Genomic DNA, 18,086 nt, shown 5'->3' with positions numbered 1-18,086 from the left:
GACACGAAAAAGGGCGGCGCCGCGAGGCACCGCCCTTTCTGTTTGCAGCCTGAGCTGCAGACCGATTAGTCGGCAGCCGCTTCGTTCATCGATTCGTTTTCGATGTTGGCTTCCATTTCGGTGGTTTCGGCTTCGGCTTCGGCGGCGGCGTCTTCAGCAGCGGCGTCGAGGTTGGCACCAGCTTCTTCCATTTCGTTGCCAGCGGCTTCGAGGTTCGTTTCGGTGTCGGCAGCGGCGTTTTCGACGGTCGAGGACGCGGCGTCTTCGGTGGCTTCCGAGCAAGCGGCGAGCGACAGGGCAGCGGCCGAAGCGGCAGCGATAAGAGCGATCTTGCGCATAAGATGAAATCCTTGATCAGCGAGTAAAACTGGAAGACCCGACAGGGCTTCCGCGAAACCCTTTTCGTGGCCTCACGATGGCTAAATAATGGCGACAATGTGACGATGCAAGCGATTTCGCCCCAATTCGTCGCAATCTGCCTTTTTTCGGCCTTATTTCGAAGCCCGAAAGCGCTCCCCTTCGCCTCGCCCCGCTGCTAGACCGCGCGCAATATGGCGCAAAAACAGCATCTCTATCTTGTCGACGGATCGGCCTATATCTTTCGTGCCTATCATCGCCTGCCCCCGCTGACCAATCCGGAAGGCACGCCGGTCGGCGCGGTCTACGGCTATACGACCATGCTGTGGAAGCTGGCCGACGATCTTCACAAGGCGGACGGGCCGACGCATCTTGCCGTCATCCTCGACAAGTCGAGCCATTCCTTCCGCAACGACCTCTACGATCAGTACAAGGCCAACCGCCCCGATCCGCCCGAGGATCTGGTGCCGCAATTTCCGCTGATTCGCGATGCCACCCGCGCCTTTTCCCTGCCGGTCATCGAAGAGCCCGATGTCGAGGCGGACGATATGATCGCCAGCTATGCCCGCGCCGCCACGCGCAAGGGCTGGGATGTCACGATCGTCAGTTCGGACAAGGACCTGATGCAGCTGATCGGCCAATGCGCCGATGACGAGCTGGAACCCGGCGTCGAAAGCGGCGGCTGCATCGACATGCTCGACACGATGAAATCGCAGCGCATCGGGCGCGACGAAGTGGTCGAGAAATTCGGCGTCCCGCCCGAGCAATTGGGGGACGTGCTGGCGCTGATGGGCGATTCGGTGGACAATATTCCCGGCATCTTCGGCGTCGGCCCCAAGACCGCCAGCAAGCTGATCGCGGAGAACGGCACGCTCACCGCTGCGCTCGATTCGGCGGCGGACATGAAGAAGTCCAAGCTCAAGGAACGGCTGATCGAGCATCGCAAGGATGCGGAACTCAGCCGCATTCTCGTGACGTTGAAGGAGGATTGCCCGCTTCCCGTCGCGCTCGAGGACATGAAGCTCGACGAAGTGCCGAGCGAACCGCTCGCCGCCTTCCTCGAACAGCATGGCTTCACCAGCCTGCTGCGCCGCCTCGATACGGGCAGCGGCAGCCCCGACCGGCCCAACAATCTCAATCCCATGAAGCGTGAAAACAAGGGCGCGGAACCGGGGGCCGAGGGCAATCGCCAGCCTCCGCCCGACATGCCTGCAGTGGACCGCTCCGCCTACGAGGCCGTGACCAGCATGGACCGGCTCGAACACTGGATCGCCCGCGCCCATGCCGCGCGGGTCGTGGCCGTCGATACGGAAACCAGCGCGCTCGACGCGATGCGGGCGGACCTGGTCGGCGTTAGCCTGGCCTTGGGCCCCAACGACGCCTGTTACATCCCGCTGGGCCATATCGTCACGCAGGGCGGCGGCAACGACATGTTTGCTGAAAAGCCCGAACAGATCGCCCGCGAAAGCGCTCTCGCGGCCCTGAAACCGCTTTTGGAAAGCGACGCGGTCCTGAAGGTGCTGCACAACGCGAAATATGATCTCAACGTCCTGGCGCGCCACGACATCCATGTCGCACCTATCGACGATACGATGATCATCAGCTTCGCGCTCGATGCCGGGCGCAGCCTCGACGGTATCGGGGGCGGTCACGGGATGGACGAGCTGGCGGGCCGCCATCTCGATCACGCCTGCCTCACCTTCAAGGAGCTGTGCGGCACGGGCAAGAAGGCGATCCCCTTCGGCGAAGTGCCGATCAACAAGGCGACCGAATACGCTGCCGAAGATGCCGACGTGACGCTGCGCCTCCACACGCTGCTGAAACCGCGCCTCGCCATAGAGGGCGGCACGCGGGTCTATGAGAGAGTCGATCGCTCTCTCGTCCCCGTGGTCGCCGAAATGGAGCGGCACGGGATCAAGGTGGACCGGACGCGGCTGGCCAAGCTGAGCGAGGAATTCGCCACCGAGACCGCGCGCCTCGAAAGCGAGATCCACACGCTTGCGGGCGAGGAATTCACAGTCGGCAGTCCCAAGCAATTGGGCGACGTACTGTTCGAAAAGCTCGGCCACAAGGGCGGGCGCAAGGGCAAGAGCGGCCAATATTCGACCGATCAGGCCGTGCTGGAACGCCTGTCGGGCGACGGGGCGGAGATTGCCGACAAGGTGCTCGAATGGCGCCAGCTCACCAAGCTGAAATCGACCTATACCGACGCGCTTCAGGCGGCGATCAATCCCGATACGGGCCGGGTGCACACCAGCTACAGCCTGGTCGGCGCGCAGACCGGTCGCCTCTCCTCGACCGATCCCAACCTCCAGAACATCCCGATCCGCACCGCGATCGGCCGCCAGATCCGTGAAGCCTTCGTGCCCGAAGACGGCAACGTCCTGCTCGCCGCCGACTATTCGCAGATCGAATTGCGCCTCGCCGCGCATATGGCGGAAGTCGATGCGTTGAAGGAGGCGTTCGAACAGGGCGAGGACATTCACGACCGCACCGCGCGCGAAATGTTCGGCGAAGTGACCCGCGACACGCGCGGTCGCGCCAAGACGATCAATTTCGCCATCCTCTATGGCATCTCGCGCTGGGGGCTCGCCGGTCGCCTGAAGGTCGAGCCCGACGAGGCGCAGGCGATGATCGACACCTATTTCAAGCGCTTCCCGGGCATCCAGCGCTACATCACCGAAACGCTCCAGACAGTGCGCGACCGCGGCTATTCGGAGACGCTGTTCGGGCGCAAGACCTGGTTCCCCCGGATCCGGTCGAAAAACCAGTCCGAACGCCAGGGCAGCGAACGGGCGGCAATCAACGCGCCGATCCAGGGCACCAGCGCCGACATCATCAAGCGCGCCATGGTGCGGATGATGCCCGCGCTGGAGGCCGAAGGACTCGCCTATGACGGACAATCCGGCGTGCGGATGCTGTTGCAGGTGCATGACGAACTGGTATTCGAAATGCCGGACGACATGGTCGAGGCCGCCCGCCCGGTGATCGAGCGCGTGATGGCCGAGGCCGCCCTGCCCGCCGTCGAGCTGTCGGTTCCGCTCGGCGTCGACATCGGAACCGGGCCAAGCTGGGATGCCGCGCATTGACGCCGAAATTCGATCTTCTCGGACGCAGCAAGCGCTTTCGCTGGGTCAATGTCACGCTGCTCGCTCTGATGGCGCTGGCGATGATCGGGCTGATCGTCGTCGCCTTCCAGACGATCGAGAGCGAGCGGGCCGAGCGCGAACAGGTCGAACGCACCAACGACATCCTGCTCGAATTGCGCAACGTGTCGAGCGCGGCGGTCAATGCCGAGACCGGGCAGCGCGGCTATCTGATCACGCTCGACCGGCGGTATCTCGAATCCTATCTGATCGGTCGCGAACAGATCGATCCTTCGCTGCGCCGCCTGCGGACCGCGATGGAGGATGAGGAGACCACCCGCAGGCAGAACGAGCTGGTCGATCAGATCGAAGCGCTCGCCACGTCCAAATTCGCGGAAATGGACGAATCGGTCCGGCTGCTTGAAGACGGGCGGCTGATCGACGCGCGCCGCGAAATGCTGTCCGATCAGGGACAGGAAACGATGGAGCGTCTGCGCCGCGCGATCGGAGAAATGGAGCGGATCGAATTCCAGCTCCTGTCCGACGCCACCGAAGAGACCGCGCGTGCGGAAGGCCGCGTCCTCCCCCTTCTGGGCGCACTGATGCTGTTGCTGATCGGCTCTATCGTAGCTGGGACGCGCCTCGTCGCCCGCACCGCCCGCGCGGAGGTCGAGGCTGCGCAGGCGGTGGCGCTGGGCGAAGCGCGCGACCGTGCGGACCTTCTGGCGCGCGAACTCAATCACCGGGTCAAGAACCTGTTCGCCGTGGTTCTGGCGATCATCCAGCTGAGCGGTCGCGACAAGCCCGAATCGAAGGAAGTCACCGACGGGATCGCGGAACGGGTCCGCGCTTTGCTGACCGCGCACGAGGTGTCGCAAGGCGAGCTCGATCGCCCGGTCGCTTCGCTGCGCGCGCTCGTCGAGACGACGCTTGCCCCCTATCGCTCCAGCAAACTGACCGCAGATATCGAGGGCGACGAGATTCTCCTGCCGGCCAAGCAGGTCACACCTCTTGGGCTGGTGCTCCACGAATTGACCACCAATGCAGTCAAATACGGTGCCTGGTCCAGCGGCGGGACGATCGCGGTCGATTGGCAGCGGGTGGGCGATACGATCAAGCTGGTCTGGCAGGAGCAGGGCGACGCGATCGAGACCGAACCAGAACGGCGCGGCTTCGGCAGCATGCTGATGACCAGCGCCTCGCGCCAGTTCGGCGGTTCGATCGAGCGCGAATTCCTGGCCGAAGGCGTTCGCGTCATTATCGAGCTTCCCATCGAGGATCAGCAGAACGAGCTGCCTGCGACCGGTTGAGTCGTACCTGCGCTCCGCCTAGGGCGAAACGCGATGTTCGAACGTTACGACCCACGCAATTACCAGATCGACACCGAACTGCTTATCGAGGTCGCGGTGACGCTGGGCGGTGCCGTCCTGATAGCGCTCGCCCTGCACTGGCTGGCGATGGCAGTGCTGCGCCGGGTGGCGCGCCATTCGATCAACATGGTCGACGATGCGATGCTGGCTCGCGTGCGCAAGCCGCTCCGGTGGGTCATGCTCGGAATCGCGATATCGGCTGCCGCTCATGGCGACGCCTTGGTGGGCGACCAATGGGATGCGGCGGCCCGCTTCATCATGCCCGCCCTGATCGGCTGGCTGCTTTATGCCTCGGTCAAGGGAATCTCCGAAGGCTTGCAGCGCCAGTTCGACGCCGCTGCAGATCCGGTCGCCCTGCGCGCCCAGCGCACGCGGCTCGCCATTCTGGCGCGCACGGTCAATGTCGCCGTCGTCATCATCACCGTCTCGCTGATCATGCTCAACATTCCGGGCGTGCGCGATATCGGCACCGCGATGCTGGCTTCCGCCGGTCTCGCCGCTCTGGCCGTGGGCGCGGCTGCCCAGCCGGCGCTCAAATCGCTGATCGGCGGCTTGCAGATGGCGCTGACGCAGCCGCTACGCATCGGCGATATGGTCAAGCTGGACGGCGAGGTCGGGCGCGTGGAGGAAATCCGCATGAGCTTCGTCACGGTCCGGACCTGGGACGAGCGAGTGCTGGTGGTGCCGACTGTGCGCTTTCTCGAAGACACGTTCGAGAATTGGTCGCGGATCAGCGAGAAGCTGACCGCGCCCGTCTTTCTCCATCTCGATCCGGCGACCGACGTCGGCCCGATCCGAACGGAATTCGAACGCTTCGTGACGGCGCACGAACTTTACGACGGACGCAATCTCGCGCTTCTTATGACCGAGGCCTATCCCGAGAGCATCGAACTGCGCCTGGCGATGAGCGCGGGGACGATCGGCGACCTGTGGACGCTGCGCTGCGAAGTGCGCGAACATATGCTCCACTGGCTTCAGAACAACATGCCTGGCGCGCTGATCCGTCACCGGCTCGAAGTCGAGGCGGCGAACGCGCGGGCGACGGGGGGCTGACGTCGCCCCCGCCGGGGAAAGACTTATCCCTCCCCGTGCTTCCGCTCGCGCGTGCTTTCCACCATGCCCTCGTAGACGAAGCCGATCGGCACCGCTTCCGCCGCGCGCTTCTTCAGCTCGCCGCGCATCTTCTTGTATTCCTCTTCCATCTTGAGCGTCACCGTCGCGCGCGAATCCTCGAGCGCTTCGACGAAGTCCTGATTGCCCACTTCGGTCACCTCGCGGCCCACCCGGTGCAGCGCGTTGAGACCCGCACGGCGAACCACGTCTTCGAGGTCCGCGCCGGTGAAGCGCTCGGTCTTGCCCGCCACATCGGCGAGGTCGACATCGTCCGCCAGCGGCATGTCGCGGGTGTGGATCTTGAGGATATGTTCGCGCCCGCCCTGATCGGGCGTGCCGACATAGACCAGCTCGTCGAACCGGCCCGGCCTCAGCAGCGCAGGATCGACCAGAGTCGGGCGGTTGGTGGCACCGATCACGACGACCGACTGCAATTCCTCCAGCCCGTCCATTTCGGCAAGGATCGTGTTGACCACACGGCCCGTCACCTGCGGTTCGCCCGCACCCGATCCGCGCGCGGGCACCAGGCTGTCGATCTCGTCGATGAAAACGACGCAGGGCGCCACGGCGCGGGCACGCTGGAACATCCGAGCGATCTGCTGCTCGCTTTCGCCATACCATTTGGAGAGCAGATCCGAGCTCTTCATCGAAATGAAGTTCGCCTCCGCCTCCTTGGCGACCGCCTTGGCGAGCAGGGTCTTGCCCGTGCCCGGCGGCCCATAGAGCAGGAAGCCCTTGGCCGGGCGAATGCCGAGGCGATGGAAGGCTTCGGGATTGCGCATCGGCAGTTCGATGCCTTCCTTCAGTTTCTCCACCGCATCGCCCACGCCGCCGACATCGCTCCATTCGACATTGGGAACCTGCACCATGACTTCGCGCATGGCCGACGGCTGGATGCGCTTCAGCGCGCTGATGAAATCCTCGCGGCTGACATAGAGATCGTCGAGCACTTCGGGCGGAACCGTCCGCTCGTCGAGATCGAGGCGCGGCATGATCCGGCGCACAGCATCGATGGCCGCCTCACGCGCCAGCGCGGCGATGTCCGCGCCGACGAAGCCGTGCGTGGTACGCGCCAGCTCCTTCAGATCCACCTTGTCGCCCAGCGGCATACCGCGGGTGTGGATGCCGAGGATTTCGCGCCGCCCGTTCTCGTCCGGCACGCCGATCACGATCTCGCGATCGAAGCGGCCCGGACGGCGCAGCGCTTCGTCGATGGCGTCGGGGCGGTTGGTGGCGGCGATCACGACCACGTTGGCGCGCGATTCCAGGCCATCCATCAAGGTCAGCAATTGGGCGACGAGGCGCTTTTCCGCCTCGCCCGGCACGCGGTCGCGCTTGGGAGCAATCGAATCGATCTCGTCGATGAAGATGATCGCGGGCGCGTTGCGGCTCGCCTCCTCGAACACTTCGCGCAGGCGCTTCTCGCTCTCGCCATAGCCCGATCCCATGATCTCCGGGCCGTTGATGATCGAGAAATTGGCATCGCTCTCGTTCGCGACCGCCTGCGCCAACCGCGTCTTGCCGGTTCCGGGCGGGCCGTGCAGCAGCACGCCCTTGGGCGGATCGACGCCGAGGCGGGTGAACAGTTCGGGATAGCGCAGCGGCAATTCCACCATCTCGCGCAATTGCTGGATCGTGTCCTCGATCCCGCCGACATCGTCGTAATTGACGACCGCGCGACCTGCCTTCGCTTCTTCGTATTCGGCGCGCAGCTCGACCTCGGTATTTTCGTCGATATGGACGATACCCTTGGGCGACGTCGAGACGACGGTGAGCCGGATCTGCGTCAGCGCATAGGCGGGCGAGTTGACCATGCGGCGCAATTCCTGCGGCATGTTCTGCACCGGCTGCTGCCCCGTCGTGGCGACGAGATCGCCGGCCACCAGCGGTTTCCTGAAGAAATTGCGCTTCAGCGCCTGCGCCGGGCCCTGCAGGCGCATTTCGCGACTGGCGGGCGCGAAGACGACACGGGTCGCGGGGCGCGATTCGGTCGAGGCGATCGTGACGTGTTCGCCCGATCCGGTTTCCGCATTGGCCCGCTGCAACCCGTCGAGGCGCACCACGTCGAGCGCCTGATCCTCGTCGTAAGCGGCCATGGCGATCGCCACGGTGGAGCGCTTGCCCTTGATTTCGACCACATCGCCTTCGGTAATGCCCAGCTTCTGGAAGGCCGTGCGCGGCAGGCGCGCTATGCCCTGCCCGCTTTCCTCCTGCCGTGCCGCTGCAACCTGCAGCCTCACCGTGTTATCTTCGACTGCAGCTTGCGCATCGGCCATTCGCTCGGTCCGTCCTCAATTCGTGTCACTGGCGGGACAGGTAGGAACCGGCCCCTCGCGATGCAAATGAGCGAACGGCGTGCAAGGTCCACGAAAAGACCCTGCAACGCATGCAGAACAAGAAAAAAGCCCGGCTGGCGAACCAACCGGGCTGTTAAGTCTTGGGAGAGGATGCCTGAAAAGGCATGACCGATATGCGCTTGCAGCAAATATTGTGCAAGTGCGAAAAGAACATTCATGGTTGCAAGAAGCGCAACACTCTGCCGCACAGGTCGCTCTGCTCGCGCGTTTTGCGCAGGGGTGACAGCGCCCCGCCATGGTCCTAAACCGCCTTGCCGTAACGGAGGTCCGATGAACAAGCTTTACCCTGATGCCGCCGCCGCCCTCGATGGCGTGCTTAAAGACGGCATGCTGATCGCCAGCGGGGGCTTCGGCCTGTGCGGCATTCCCGAACGCCTGCTGGTCGCGATCCGCGATTCGGGCGTCAGGAACCTGACCTTCGCCAGCAACAATGCCGGGATCGACAATGAAGGCATCGGCATGCTGCTGCGTACCAAGCAGGTGGCGAAGATGATCAGCTCCTATGTCGGCGAGAACAAGGAATTCGAACGCCAATTCCTCGCCGGTGAACTCGAAGTCGAATTCTGCCCGCAGGGTACGCTCGCCGAGCGGATGCGCGCGGGCGGCGCGGGCATTCCCGGCTTCTATACGAAGACCGGCGTCGGCACGCAGGTGGCCGAAGGTAAGGAGGTCAAAAGCTTCGTGGGCCCTGATGACCACGAAGAGGATTACATTCTCGAACGCGGCATCTTCGCCGATCTGTCGATCGTGAAGGCCTGGAAGGCGGACGAGACCGGCAATGTCGTGTTCCGCAAGACGGCGCGCAATTTCAACATGCCCGCCGCCACCTGCGGCAAGGTCTGCGTCGCCGAGGTAGAAGAGATCGTGCCCGTGGGCGAGCTCGACCCGGATGCGATCCATCTGCCGGGCGTGTTCGTTAATCGCCTGATCGTTGGCGCGCCCTACGACAAGAAGATCGAATTCGTCACCACGCGAGACCGCGAGGCGGCGTGACCTTGCGGGGCGTCCTGTCCTCTCTGGCGCTGACGGGCGCGGCTTTTGCGTTGCAAGGTTGCGTGGTCGCGGCCGCCGCTCCGTTTGCCGCGGCAGGCGTCGCGATCGCCAAGGGCAAGCGGGACGCGCCGCGCGCTCCGGCGACTGCCGCGCTCGCCTCAGCGCCTTCGACAGGCGCCGCGCTCCCTTCGTCGGATGACACCGCCGTGGTGCTGACCGGCCTCACCGCCCTTCCCGCCCCAAGCGCACGCGACATCGGCGTTCGCGACAAGACTTTCCTGACCTTCGCGCAGCACGCGCTCGATCGGGTCGACGCCAGCCCCGCCAACGCCGACACCCGCAGCGCCGTGCTGGCAACCCCCGGCGCGTTCGACAGCGAGCGCGCGGCCTGTCGCGCACGCCCCGCCATGGTGCTGATCGATCTCGATCCGGGCCGCGACGCCTTCGATCCGCTGGCCGACAGCCAGACCGATCCCGCCCTCGTTGATGCCCTGGCCCGCCTGCGAGAGCAGGACGTCGTCGTCGCCTGGCAGACGCGCCTCGGTGAAAATTTCGCCGAGGCCATTCGCGCCGCTCTCGCCAGCACCGGGCTCGACCCCGAAGGGACGGACAGGCTTCTGGTCCTGGGCTCGCTGGACGAGCGCAAGCAGACGCGGCGCGATGCGCTGGCGAAAACGCATTGCATCGTCGCCATTCTGGGTGACGAGCGCGCCGATTTCGACGAACTCTATCTGTATCTCAAGGATCGGGAAGCGGTCGTCCCTTCCGATGCGATCATCGGACGGGGATGGTTTCTGGCGACGCCAATCGTGAGCGAGGGATAATGCAGCGGATTTTCAAAGCACTGGCGCTGGCCGGTTGGGCGCTGACTATGGCGGGATGCGCGCAGAGCATGACGGGGGGCGAACCGTCGGCTGCACCTGCTCCCGCGATCACGCTGGAGAGCGCCGCGCCCGATTCGATGCGCTGGCTCTACGGATCGGGCGAAGCGGCGGGCGTCTCGATCCAGACATGGCGCATGCTGGCCGATTACGCCGAAAGCGTGACGCGCGGGCCTGCGCCTGCTCGATCGGTGGCGATGGGCTTGCCGCAAAACGTCGCTGATGGTGTCGGCACCGTATCCTGCCGCCGCGCCGATGGCACCGCGAAGCCGCTGGCGATCGTATTCGATGTCGACGAAACGGTGATCCTCAACGAAGGCTACGAATATTTTCTCGCCACCGGCAACACCTACAGCCGCGAAACGTGGGAGATGTGGGAGCGCATCGGCGCGGCGCAGGTCTCTCCCGTTCCGGGTGCCGTCACGGGATTGCGTCGCCTGCGCGCGGCGGGCGTGACCCCGGTCTTCAACACCAACCGGCAATACAGCCCCGAAGGTGCCGCACGCGCCATCGCCATGGCGGGCCTCGGCGAGGCGGTTCACCGCGAAACCCTGTTCCTGCGCGGCGACGACGGCACCGACAGCGGCGACAAGGACGGCCGCCGCGCCCTGATCGCCGAGCGGTACTGCGTGATCGCGCTGGCGGGCGACAATCTGGGCGACTTCGCCGATATCTTCAACGACGACACTCGCGGCGTCCAGGCGCGCCGCACTCTCGCCGCGCGGGGTGACTACGCACAGCTCTGGGGGCAAGGCTGGTTCGCCTTTCCCAACCCCGTCTACGGCGATTCCATCACCGGCACGATCGGCGAGGTCTATCCCGAAACCCACCGCTGGAAACCCGGCACGCCGCGCTCCGACGCGCCCGCAATCATGAATGAAGGCCAATGAGATGACCGATACGACTGCCACCGGCTGGGACCGCAACCAGATGGCCGCCCGCGCCGCCAAGGAGCTGGAGGACGGCTATTACGTCAATCTCGGCATCGGGATCCCGACGCTGGTCGCGAACCACATCCCCGAAGGCATGCATGTGACGCTCCAGAGCGAGAACGGCATGCTCGGCATCGGGCCTTTCCCCTATGAGGGCGAAGAGGACGCCGATCTCATCAATGCCGGCAAGCAGACCATCAGCGAATTGCCGCACAGCGCCTATTTCGACAGCGCGACGAGCTTCGCCATGATCCGCGGCGGGCATATCGACCTGACCGTGTTGGGCGCGATGGAAGTGGCGGAAAACGGCGACATCGCCAACTGGATGATCCCCGGCAAGATGATCAAGGGGATGGGCGGCGCGATGGATCTGGTCGCAGGCGTCAAGAAGATCATCGTGGTGATGGACCACACGGCCAAGGACGGTTCGCCCAAATTCCTGCCCGAATGCTCGCTGCCGCTGACCGGAACGGGCGTGGTCGACATGGTCATCACCAATCTGGGCGTGTTCCAGCGCGCGGATCACGAAAGCCCGTTCAAGCTGGTCGAACTGGCGCCGGGCGTGAGCGCGGACGATATCGCCGCGCAGACCACGGCGCATTACGAAGTCGCGCTGTAATCCGACGCGAATCATGACCGGCTGGCTGGACGCACCCCGCAATCCGAACGCGCCGCTTGCGGGGGTGAAGGTGCTCGAACTGGCGCGCGTGCTGGCTGGGCCGTTCGCGGGGCAGATCCTGGCCGATCTGGGCGCGGACGTCATCAAGGTCGAAAGCCCCGATGGCGACAACACCCGCATCTGGGGTCCACCCTGGATCGAGCACGATGGCGAGCGCACAGCCGCCTATTACCACGCCTGCAATCGCGGCAAACGCTCGCTGGTGGCGGATTTTCGCGACGCTGGCGATCTCGACAGGGTGAAGAACCTCGCAGCAGAAGCCGACGTCGTCCTCGAGAATTTCAAGCCTGGGGCGCTCGGCAAGTTCGACCTCGATTACCAGAGCCTGTCCGCGTGCAATCCGGCGCTGGTCTATTGTTCGATCACCGGCTTCGGGCAGACCGGCCCGCGCCGCAGCGAGCCGGGTTATGATTTCGTGATCCAGGCGATGAGCGGCATGATGTCGCTGACCGGCGAGCCGGAAGGCGATCCGATGAAGCACGGCCTGTCGATCAGCGATCTGTCCTGCGGCTTGTGGTCGGCCAATGCGGTGCAGGCGGCGCTGCTGATGCGGCACCGGACCGGGACCAGCCAGTGGATCGATATGAGCCTGCTCGATTGTTCGGTGGGCCTGCTCGCCAATCAGGCGATGACCTATTTCGCCACGGATAAAAATCCGGCGCGCATGGGCAACGCGCACGCCCAGGTCAGCGCATACGGCGTCTTCCCGACGCAGGACGGTCCGGTCGTGCTGGCGCCTGCCAATGACGTGCTGTTCCGCAAATTGCTGACCCTGCTCGGTCGGGACGATCTGCTGGGCGATCAGCGATTCGCCAGCAATGAAGGCCGCATCGCGCACCGCGCTGAAATCGACGCGCTGATCGCGGGGGAAACCGCCGGGTGGTCTCGCGACGCGCTGCTGGCGGCTTGTGCCGAGGCCGGGGTTCCCGCCGGGCCGATCAACGATCTCGACACAGTCTTCGCCGATCCACAAGTGCGCGCCCGCGAGCTGAAGATCGCGCCGGACGGCGTGCCCGGCATCCGCAGCCCGTTCCGCTTTTCCGATGCGGATCTGGCGCTCGACGAACCGAGCCCGCGACAGGGAAGCATCGACCCACGCTAATTTCTCTCGCGAGAGAAATTTCTCTTGCCTCACTCGCCCCTGCCGTTATTTCTGTAATTACAGAAACGAAAGGCGAGTCGCGATGAGCGCGTTCATGGACATCACCGAAGTCCGCTCCTTCATCCTCCATTGGGGTGAGATGGGCACGCAATGGGGCGTCAATCGCTCGGTCGCGCAGATGCACGCCCTGCTCTATCTCAGCGACCGGCCGCTCCACGCCGAAGAGATCTGCACCCGTCTCGGCCTCGCTCGCTCGAACGTATCGAACGGGCTCAAGGAATTGCAGAGCTACCGGATAATCCGTCGTGTCCATGTCGAAGGCGATCGGCGCGATCATTTCGTCGCCGACACCGACCTTTGGGACATGCTCATGAAGATCGCCGCCGAACGCAAACGGCGCGAGATCGATCCGACGATCCAGCTCCTCGGCGAGCTGGCCGAAAGCCTCGACGGGCGGACCCAGCTGCCCCCGCATATCCACGAACGGATCGGTCGCATGCACGAATTCCTCGGCACGCTGACGAACTGGTACGACGATGTGCGCCGCCTGCCGCGCCCCACCCTTGTCGCACTCATGAAGCTCGGTGGCCGGATCGCCCGCTTTATCCCCGGCGGCAAAACCAAACCTTCAGCCGACACCGACTGATTTTCCCGCGCCGAAGAAAGGAGGCCACGCCCTTTCCGCATTACCCAATTTCTCTAATTTCAGAAATTAAAGGAGAACCCAGATGTATCTCGTACCCGCTTTCCTCATCTATCTCGCCGTGAGCCTCGCCCTTACCGTCTGGGTCGCGCGGACTCTGTCGCGCAATGGGATCGTTTTCCTGAAGGAATGCTTCGGGCACGACGATGCGCTGGCCAATTCGACCAATCACCTGCTGGTCGTCGGCTTCTATCTCGTCAATCTGGGCTGGATCCTGCTGACGCTACGCTACGGCACCGCGCCGGAAACGCTCGCGCAGACGATCACTTTCCTGTCGAGCAAGATCGGGCTCGTCGTGGTGGTGCTCGGCGCCATGCACTTCTTCAACATGAACGCGATCGCCAAATTCGGACGCAAGGTCGGCCAGTGGCTGCGCGAAGATAGCTCCTACGCCTGACGCGTGACGCACCAATGAAAAGGGCGGCTCTCGCGGGCCGCCCTTTTCCTGTCTCGAATGTTCCGGATCAGCCCATTGCCGCCTTCAGATCCTCGACCAGATCGGTGCGCTCCCACGGGAAATGATCGCCGGTCACTTCGCGGCCGAAATGGCCGTAGGCGGCGCTCTTGCGGTAGATCGGCTTGTTGAGGCCCAGATGGGTGCGGATGCCGCGCGGGGTCAGGCCGCCGAGCTTGCCGATTCCGCGAATGGCGTTTTCCAGCCCTTCGTCCGTCACGCCGTCTGCGGCGGTCCCGTGCGTGTCGACATAGAGCGATAGCGGTTCGCTGACGCCGATCGCGTAAGCGAGCTGGATCGTGCAGCGGCGCGCGAGGCCGGCGGCGACGATGTTCTTGGCGAGATAGCGCGTGATATAGGCCGCAGAGCGATCGACCTTGGTCGGATCCTTGCCGCTGAATGCGCCGCCGCCATGGGGGGCCGCGCCGCCATAGGTGTCGACGATGATCTTGCGGCCCGTCAGGCCCGCATCCCCGTCCGGCCCACCGATCTCGAAGGCGCCGGTGGGATTGATATGCCAGACCGTCTCTTCCGTCAGCCACCCTTCGGGCAGGATCTCGCCGACCGTCTTCTTGACGTAGGCCTTGAGCTCGGCCTCCTTGTCGCCCTTGTCGTATCCGCGCGCATGCTGCGTCGAGACAACAACAGCGGTGCATTCGACCGGCTTGTGGTTCTCGTAGCGCAGCGTAACCTGGCTCTTTGCGTCGGGTTCGAGGAAGGGCGCTGCGCCGCTCTTGCGGTCATCCGCCATGCGGGCGAGGATCTTGTGGCTGTAATCGAGCGTCGCGGGCATCAGGTCGGGCGTTTCGTCGCAGGCGAAGCCGAACATGATCCCCTGATCGCCCGCGCCTTCGTCCTTGTTGGACCCATCGGCACCCGCATCGACACCCTGCGCGATTTCGACCGACTGGCCGTGGAGGTGATTCTCGAAGGTCAGCGTTTCCCAGTGGAAGCCGTCCTGTTCGTATCCGATCTCGCGCACCGTTTGGCGCACGACATTCTCGATCTCCTCTTGCGCGCCTTCTGCCCAGTCACCGTTCTCGAACACTCCCTTGCAGCGGATTTCACCGGCAAGCACGACGCGCTGCGTGGTGGTCATGGTTTCGCAAGCGACGCGCGCTTCCGCGTCCTTCGAGAGGAACAGGTCGACGATAGCGTCGGAAATCTGATCGGAAACCTTGTCGGGATGGCCTTCCGAAACGCTTTCGGAAGTGAAGAGGTAATTGCTGCGCATGGGGTCTCCGATGGAAGGGGAAGTTCCGATATAAAGATAGCTTTATGTGTTGCCCTTACCTAGCGCCGCCACAGGCGCGCCGCAACCAGCGAAAGGGCAAGAAAAGCTATCGCCCAGAGCGCGGTAAGCCCATGGCCCATGCGCGCGAACAGGGTCGGACCGAGCGCCTGCGGCACGAAGCCGTCGATCCGGTCCGCCCGGTGCATCCCTATATGATCGCGGACCACGCCCTTCGCATCGATCACCGCGCTGATGCCGGTGGTGGTGGAGCGCAGGACCGGCAACCCCTCCTCGATCGCACGCATCCGCGCCTGGCCGAGATGCTGTGGCGGGCCCCAGGCACCGAACCAGCCATCGTTCGAGGGATTGAAGATGTAATCGGGCCGATCGTTCGGATCGACGACCTCGCCCGAGAAGACGATCTCGTAACAGATCTGCATCCCGGCCTTGCCCCAGCGGCCAAGATCGAGCGTGCGCGGACCGGGGCCGGGGATGAAGTCGATCGATCCGGCGACGAGGCGGGACAGGCCGAGCGGTTCGAGCACGGCGCGCATCGGCAGATATTCGCCATACGGGACCAGATGCGCCTTGGCATAGCGCGGCCCGATCGTGCCGTCCGCCGCGATCGGCGCGATGGAATTATAAGCTCCGACAGCGCGCTCGTAATCGCCATCCCTGCCGATTTCGAGGTCGACCATGCCGGTCAGCAGCAGACTGTCCTGCCCGATCGCATATCCGATCCGGCGGCGCGCGAAGACCGGGTCTCCGGCGACGGTCATCTGGTCGTAATAGCGTTGGGGATAGCCGGGGCGCAGATAATCCGGAACCGCGGATTCGGGCCACAGGACGAGCCGCCGGTCGAATTCGCGATTGGGTTGCGACAGGCGGTGCAGCGTCAGGAATTGCGTCTCGAAATTGCTCGGATCGTCGAGCACCTCCTGACGCAGATCGGGCTGGACCAGCGTCATCGCGAGGTCCGACGAGCGTGCGGCGGGCTGTGGCAGATACATGCCCAGCGCCAGCAACAGCGCTGCACCGCCGAACACCAGATAGCGCTTTTCCCGAAGCAGCCACAGCGCAAGCCCGCTCGCCAGCGCGACCATGCCGGACAGGGCATAGGTACCGAACCAGGGAAGCGCCAGAGCGAGGCCAGGGCGCGCAAACGGGCCCACCCACATCAGCGAGAGCGGCCCCCAGACATAGCCGGTGAAGACCCAGCTGCGCAGCCATTCGGCCACGATCCAGCTGCCCGCGAAAGCGAGCGACCAGACGGGGATCGGCTTGCCACGCGCCAGGAGATGCGCAGCCAGCACTGCGAGCGCGGGATAGACCGCGAGATAGACTGACAGGAGCGGCACTGCCGCCCAGCCCAGAATGGCGGGCATTTCCGCCTGATAGGTGAAGGCGGTGGCGATCCAGTTGTTGGTGAGTGTGAAATGGGCGAGCCCGAAGAGCCAGCCACGCAGCAGCGCCTCGCGCCAGTTTCCGGCGCTTCGGCCGATCCAGATCAGCCCGGCCAGTCCCGCCATGGCGAGCGGCCAGAGCTGAAGCGGCTGGAACCCGGTCGCGGCGAGCAGGCCGAAGCCCAGGGCGGCGAACCGCGGATGCGCGGCGAGCCCGTCTCTCATCCGTTCGAAAAAAGCCTGCATCGCAGCCGCGATCCGTTGCCAGCCTCGACGATCAGCCTGCGACGCTTACCTTGTCGTCGTCCTGCGGCTGAGCCTTGCGGGCGCGGGATGCGCGCTTGGGCTTCGGCTTGGCGCTCTCTTCGTCGCCATCCGAACCCACGATCGAAGGCGGCAGCGCCGCCACGTCGATTTCCGCCGACGCTTCCAGATCCGCCTTGCGCTTGCGCGGGGCGCGCTTCTTGGGCGCTTCGCTCTCTTCGCTGCGGCTTTCGCGCACGAAGGGATTGTCGTCCTGTTCGAACCGATCGTCGCCCGCCTGCGTGTCGCGATCGGTCTTGCGCGGCCGACCGCGGGTGGCGCGCTTGGGCGCATCTTCGCTCCGCCCATCGCTGCGCTCGTCCTGACGCTCGTTGGAACGTTCGACCTGGCGATCGTTGCCGCGTCCGCCGCGCTCGCGCCGATTGGGCTTGCGGTCGTCGCTCCGGCTGTCGTTGCGATTGTCGCCGCGATTATCCTGGCCGCGCGCATCGTCATCATCGTCGCCGTCGCGGTCGTCGCGGTCCTGGCGATTGTTGCCGCGCGCTTCGTCCTGGCGGGCCTTGTTGTCGGCGATCACGCGGAAATAGTGATCGGCGAACTGGAGATAGTATTCGGTCTGAACACGATCGCCATTGTGCTGCGCGTCCTGCGCCAGCTTCTTGTACTTGTCGAGAAGCTGGGGCGCATTTCCCCGCGCGCGACTGTCGATCCGGTTGCCCGAATTCGCCCCGCCCTGATTGCGATTGCTGCGGCCGCGACGGCGGTTGTTGTTGTTACGATTGTTGTTCAAGGAATAGCGTCCTCATTCATGGCGCGGCGCGAACCGTGTTCGCTCTCAGCCGCGTGACCCCTCCTGCGCCGAAACCGTGGTCGCGAGACTTACCAGTCGCGAAACCTGGGCGCGGGCCGCATCTTCCGATCTTTTTGCACGGTCCGCGAAGCAAAGCGCCTCACACCTGAACTGCATATGTCGGAGCCAGACCGGCGGGACGAACGCGTCGCACTCCGCTAACCTGTAAGCTAGGGGTAGTGCCTCCCATCCGGTTTGCCAAGCCCCTATCGGTTTATTCCCCGCTTCATGGCCAAGGCGCGCGGCCTCCCGGCAAGATCGCGATGCAATTTGGCTGCAAACCCCTCGGTCGCTGCGAGGGACGTGAC

Annotated in this window: 15 protein-coding genes; 10 read left to right on the top strand and 5 right to left on the bottom strand. The window is 64.5% G+C overall.

What is annotated here, in order from left to right; genetic code table 11:
* Positions 1-65: 65 nt before the first annotated feature.
* Positions 66-338 carry a hypothetical protein gene (locus A3736_RS05570; protein ID WP_067680270.1) on the bottom strand — a complete coding sequence of 91 codons (273 nt, stop codon included), beginning with the start codon at positions 336-338 and terminating at the stop codon, positions 66-68.
* A gap of 213 nt (positions 339-551) precedes the next feature.
* Here A3736_RS05570 and polA point away from each other — a divergent pair, with 213 nt between their 5' ends.
* The 3 genes from polA to A3736_RS05555 are packed head-to-tail and all read left to right on the top strand — an operon-like array spanning position 552 to position 5,866.
* A complete protein-coding gene (polA, locus tag A3736_RS05565) occupies positions 552-3,446 on the top strand; it encodes a DNA polymerase I (RefSeq protein ID WP_067680267.1) in 2,895 nt (964 codons plus the stop codon).
* Positions 3,443-4,753, top strand: a complete 1,311-nt coding sequence (locus A3736_RS05560; RefSeq protein WP_067680264.1) for a sensor histidine kinase — start codon at positions 3,443-3,445, stop codon at positions 4,751-4,753. The genes polA and A3736_RS05560 overlap by 4 nt, the downstream gene beginning before the upstream one ends.
* A gap of 33 nt (positions 4,754-4,786) precedes the next feature.
* A complete protein-coding gene (locus A3736_RS05555; RefSeq protein ID WP_067680261.1) occupies positions 4,787-5,866 on the top strand; it encodes a mechanosensitive ion channel family protein in 1,080 nt (359 codons plus the stop codon).
* A gap of 23 nt (positions 5,867-5,889) precedes the next feature.
* On the opposite strand, the gene A3736_RS05550 is transcribed toward A3736_RS05555, so the two are convergent.
* Positions 5,890-8,202, bottom strand: coding sequence for a CDC48 family AAA ATPase (locus A3736_RS05550; RefSeq protein ID WP_067680258.1), 2,313 nt, complete (start codon positions 8,200-8,202; stop codon positions 5,890-5,892).
* A 351-nt stretch (positions 8,203-8,553) separates the two neighbouring features.
* On the opposite strand from A3736_RS05550, the gene A3736_RS05545 reads away from it, so the two are divergent.
* The 7 genes from A3736_RS05545 to A3736_RS05515 all read left to right on the top strand — a co-directional run bounded on the left by A3736_RS05545 (position 8,554) and on the right by A3736_RS05515 (position 13,970).
* The gene (locus A3736_RS05545; RefSeq protein WP_067680254.1) at positions 8,554-9,276 is read left to right on the top strand and encodes a CoA transferase subunit A; all 723 of its coding nucleotides are present in this window, start codon (positions 8,554-8,556) and stop codon (positions 9,274-9,276) included.
* Entirely contained in the window at positions 9,273-10,100 is an 828-nt protein-coding gene (locus tag A3736_RS05540) for a hypothetical protein (RefSeq protein ID WP_067680251.1), read from the top strand. Before A3736_RS05545 ends, A3736_RS05540 begins: the two co-directional genes overlap by 4 nt.
* The gene (locus A3736_RS05535; RefSeq protein WP_067680248.1) at positions 10,100-11,047 is read left to right on the top strand and encodes a 5'-nucleotidase, lipoprotein e(P4) family; all 948 of its coding nucleotides are present in this window, start codon (positions 10,100-10,102) and stop codon (positions 11,045-11,047) included. The genes A3736_RS05540 and A3736_RS05535 overlap by 1 nt, the downstream gene beginning before the upstream one ends.
* A 1-nt stretch (position 11,048) precedes the next feature.
* The gene (locus tag A3736_RS05530; RefSeq protein WP_067680320.1) at positions 11,049-11,708 is read left to right on the top strand and encodes a CoA transferase subunit B; all 660 of its coding nucleotides are present in this window, start codon (positions 11,049-11,051) and stop codon (positions 11,706-11,708) included.
* A gap of 13 nt (positions 11,709-11,721) precedes the next feature.
* A complete protein-coding gene (locus A3736_RS05525) occupies positions 11,722-12,870 on the top strand; it encodes a CaiB/BaiF CoA-transferase family protein (RefSeq protein ID WP_067680245.1) in 1,149 nt (382 codons plus the stop codon).
* Positions 12,871-12,952: 82 nt separating this feature from the next.
* The gene (locus tag A3736_RS05520) at positions 12,953-13,516 is read left to right on the top strand and encodes a GbsR/MarR family transcriptional regulator (protein WP_082851330.1); all 564 of its coding nucleotides are present in this window, start codon (positions 12,953-12,955) and stop codon (positions 13,514-13,516) included.
* An 82-nt stretch (positions 13,517-13,598) separates the two neighbouring features.
* Positions 13,599-13,970, top strand: coding sequence for a hypothetical protein (locus tag A3736_RS05515; protein WP_067680242.1), 372 nt, complete (start codon positions 13,599-13,601; stop codon positions 13,968-13,970).
* A gap of 67 nt (positions 13,971-14,037) precedes the next feature.
* Here A3736_RS05515 and metK read toward each other — a convergent pair whose 3' ends face one another.
* Genes metK through A3736_RS05500 form a run of 3 tightly spaced genes read right to left on the bottom strand, consistent with a single transcriptional unit; the run spans position 14,038 to position 17,718 of the window.
* Positions 14,038-15,261, bottom strand: a complete 1,224-nt coding sequence (gene metK, locus A3736_RS05510) for a methionine adenosyltransferase (protein WP_067680239.1) — start codon at positions 15,259-15,261, stop codon at positions 14,038-14,040.
* 59 nt (positions 15,262-15,320) lie between these two features.
* Positions 15,321-16,910: an apolipoprotein N-acyltransferase gene (gene lnt, locus A3736_RS05505; protein ID WP_067680236.1), complete on the bottom strand. Its 1,590-nt coding sequence runs from the start codon at positions 16,908-16,910 to the stop codon at positions 15,321-15,323.
* A 31-nt stretch (positions 16,911-16,941) separates the two neighbouring features.
* On the bottom strand, positions 16,942-17,718 hold the full coding sequence (locus A3736_RS05500; protein WP_067680233.1) for a DUF4167 domain-containing protein: 777 nt from the start codon (positions 17,716-17,718) through the stop codon (positions 16,942-16,944).
* Positions 17,719-18,086: the final 368 nt, after the last annotated feature.

Source organism: Erythrobacter sp. HI0063 (assembly GCF_001635685.1).
GTDB lineage: Bacteria > Pseudomonadota > Alphaproteobacteria > Sphingomonadales > Sphingomonadaceae > Qipengyuania.
This window is presented reverse-complemented; position numbering and strand designations above follow the sequence as displayed.

Excerpts from the sequence above, each read along its gene's own strand:
- A3736_RS05570 (WP_067680270.1), bottom strand. The coding sequence starts at position 338 with ATGCGCAAGATCGCTCTTATCGCTGCCGCTTCGGCCGCTGCCCTGTCG.
- polA (WP_067680267.1), top strand. The coding sequence starts at position 552 with ATGGCGCAAAAACAGCATCTCTATCTTGTCGACGGATCGGCCTATATC.
- A3736_RS05555 (WP_067680261.1), top strand. The coding sequence starts at position 4,787 with ATGTTCGAACGTTACGACCCACGCAATTACCAGATCGACACCGAACTG.
- A3736_RS05550 (WP_067680258.1), bottom strand. The coding sequence starts at position 8,202 with ATGGCCGATGCGCAAGCTGCAGTCGAAGATAACACGGTGAGGCTGCAG.
- A3736_RS05545 (WP_067680254.1), top strand. The coding sequence starts at position 8,554 with ATGAACAAGCTTTACCCTGATGCCGCCGCCGCCCTCGATGGCGTGCTT.
- A3736_RS05535 (WP_067680248.1), top strand. The coding sequence starts at position 10,100 with ATGCAGCGGATTTTCAAAGCACTGGCGCTGGCCGGTTGGGCGCTGACT.
- A3736_RS05530 (WP_067680320.1), top strand. The coding sequence starts at position 11,049 with ATGACCGATACGACTGCCACCGGCTGGGACCGCAACCAGATGGCCGCC.
- A3736_RS05525 (WP_067680245.1), top strand. The coding sequence starts at position 11,722 with ATGACCGGCTGGCTGGACGCACCCCGCAATCCGAACGCGCCGCTTGCG.
- A3736_RS05520 (WP_082851330.1), top strand. The coding sequence starts at position 12,953 with ATGAGCGCGTTCATGGACATCACCGAAGTCCGCTCCTTCATCCTCCAT.
- A3736_RS05515 (WP_067680242.1), top strand. The coding sequence starts at position 13,599 with ATGTATCTCGTACCCGCTTTCCTCATCTATCTCGCCGTGAGCCTCGCC.
- metK (WP_067680239.1), bottom strand. The coding sequence starts at position 15,261 with ATGCGCAGCAATTACCTCTTCACTTCCGAAAGCGTTTCGGAAGGCCAT.
- lnt (WP_067680236.1), bottom strand. The coding sequence starts at position 16,910 with ATGCAGGCTTTTTTCGAACGGATGAGAGACGGGCTCGCCGCGCATCCG.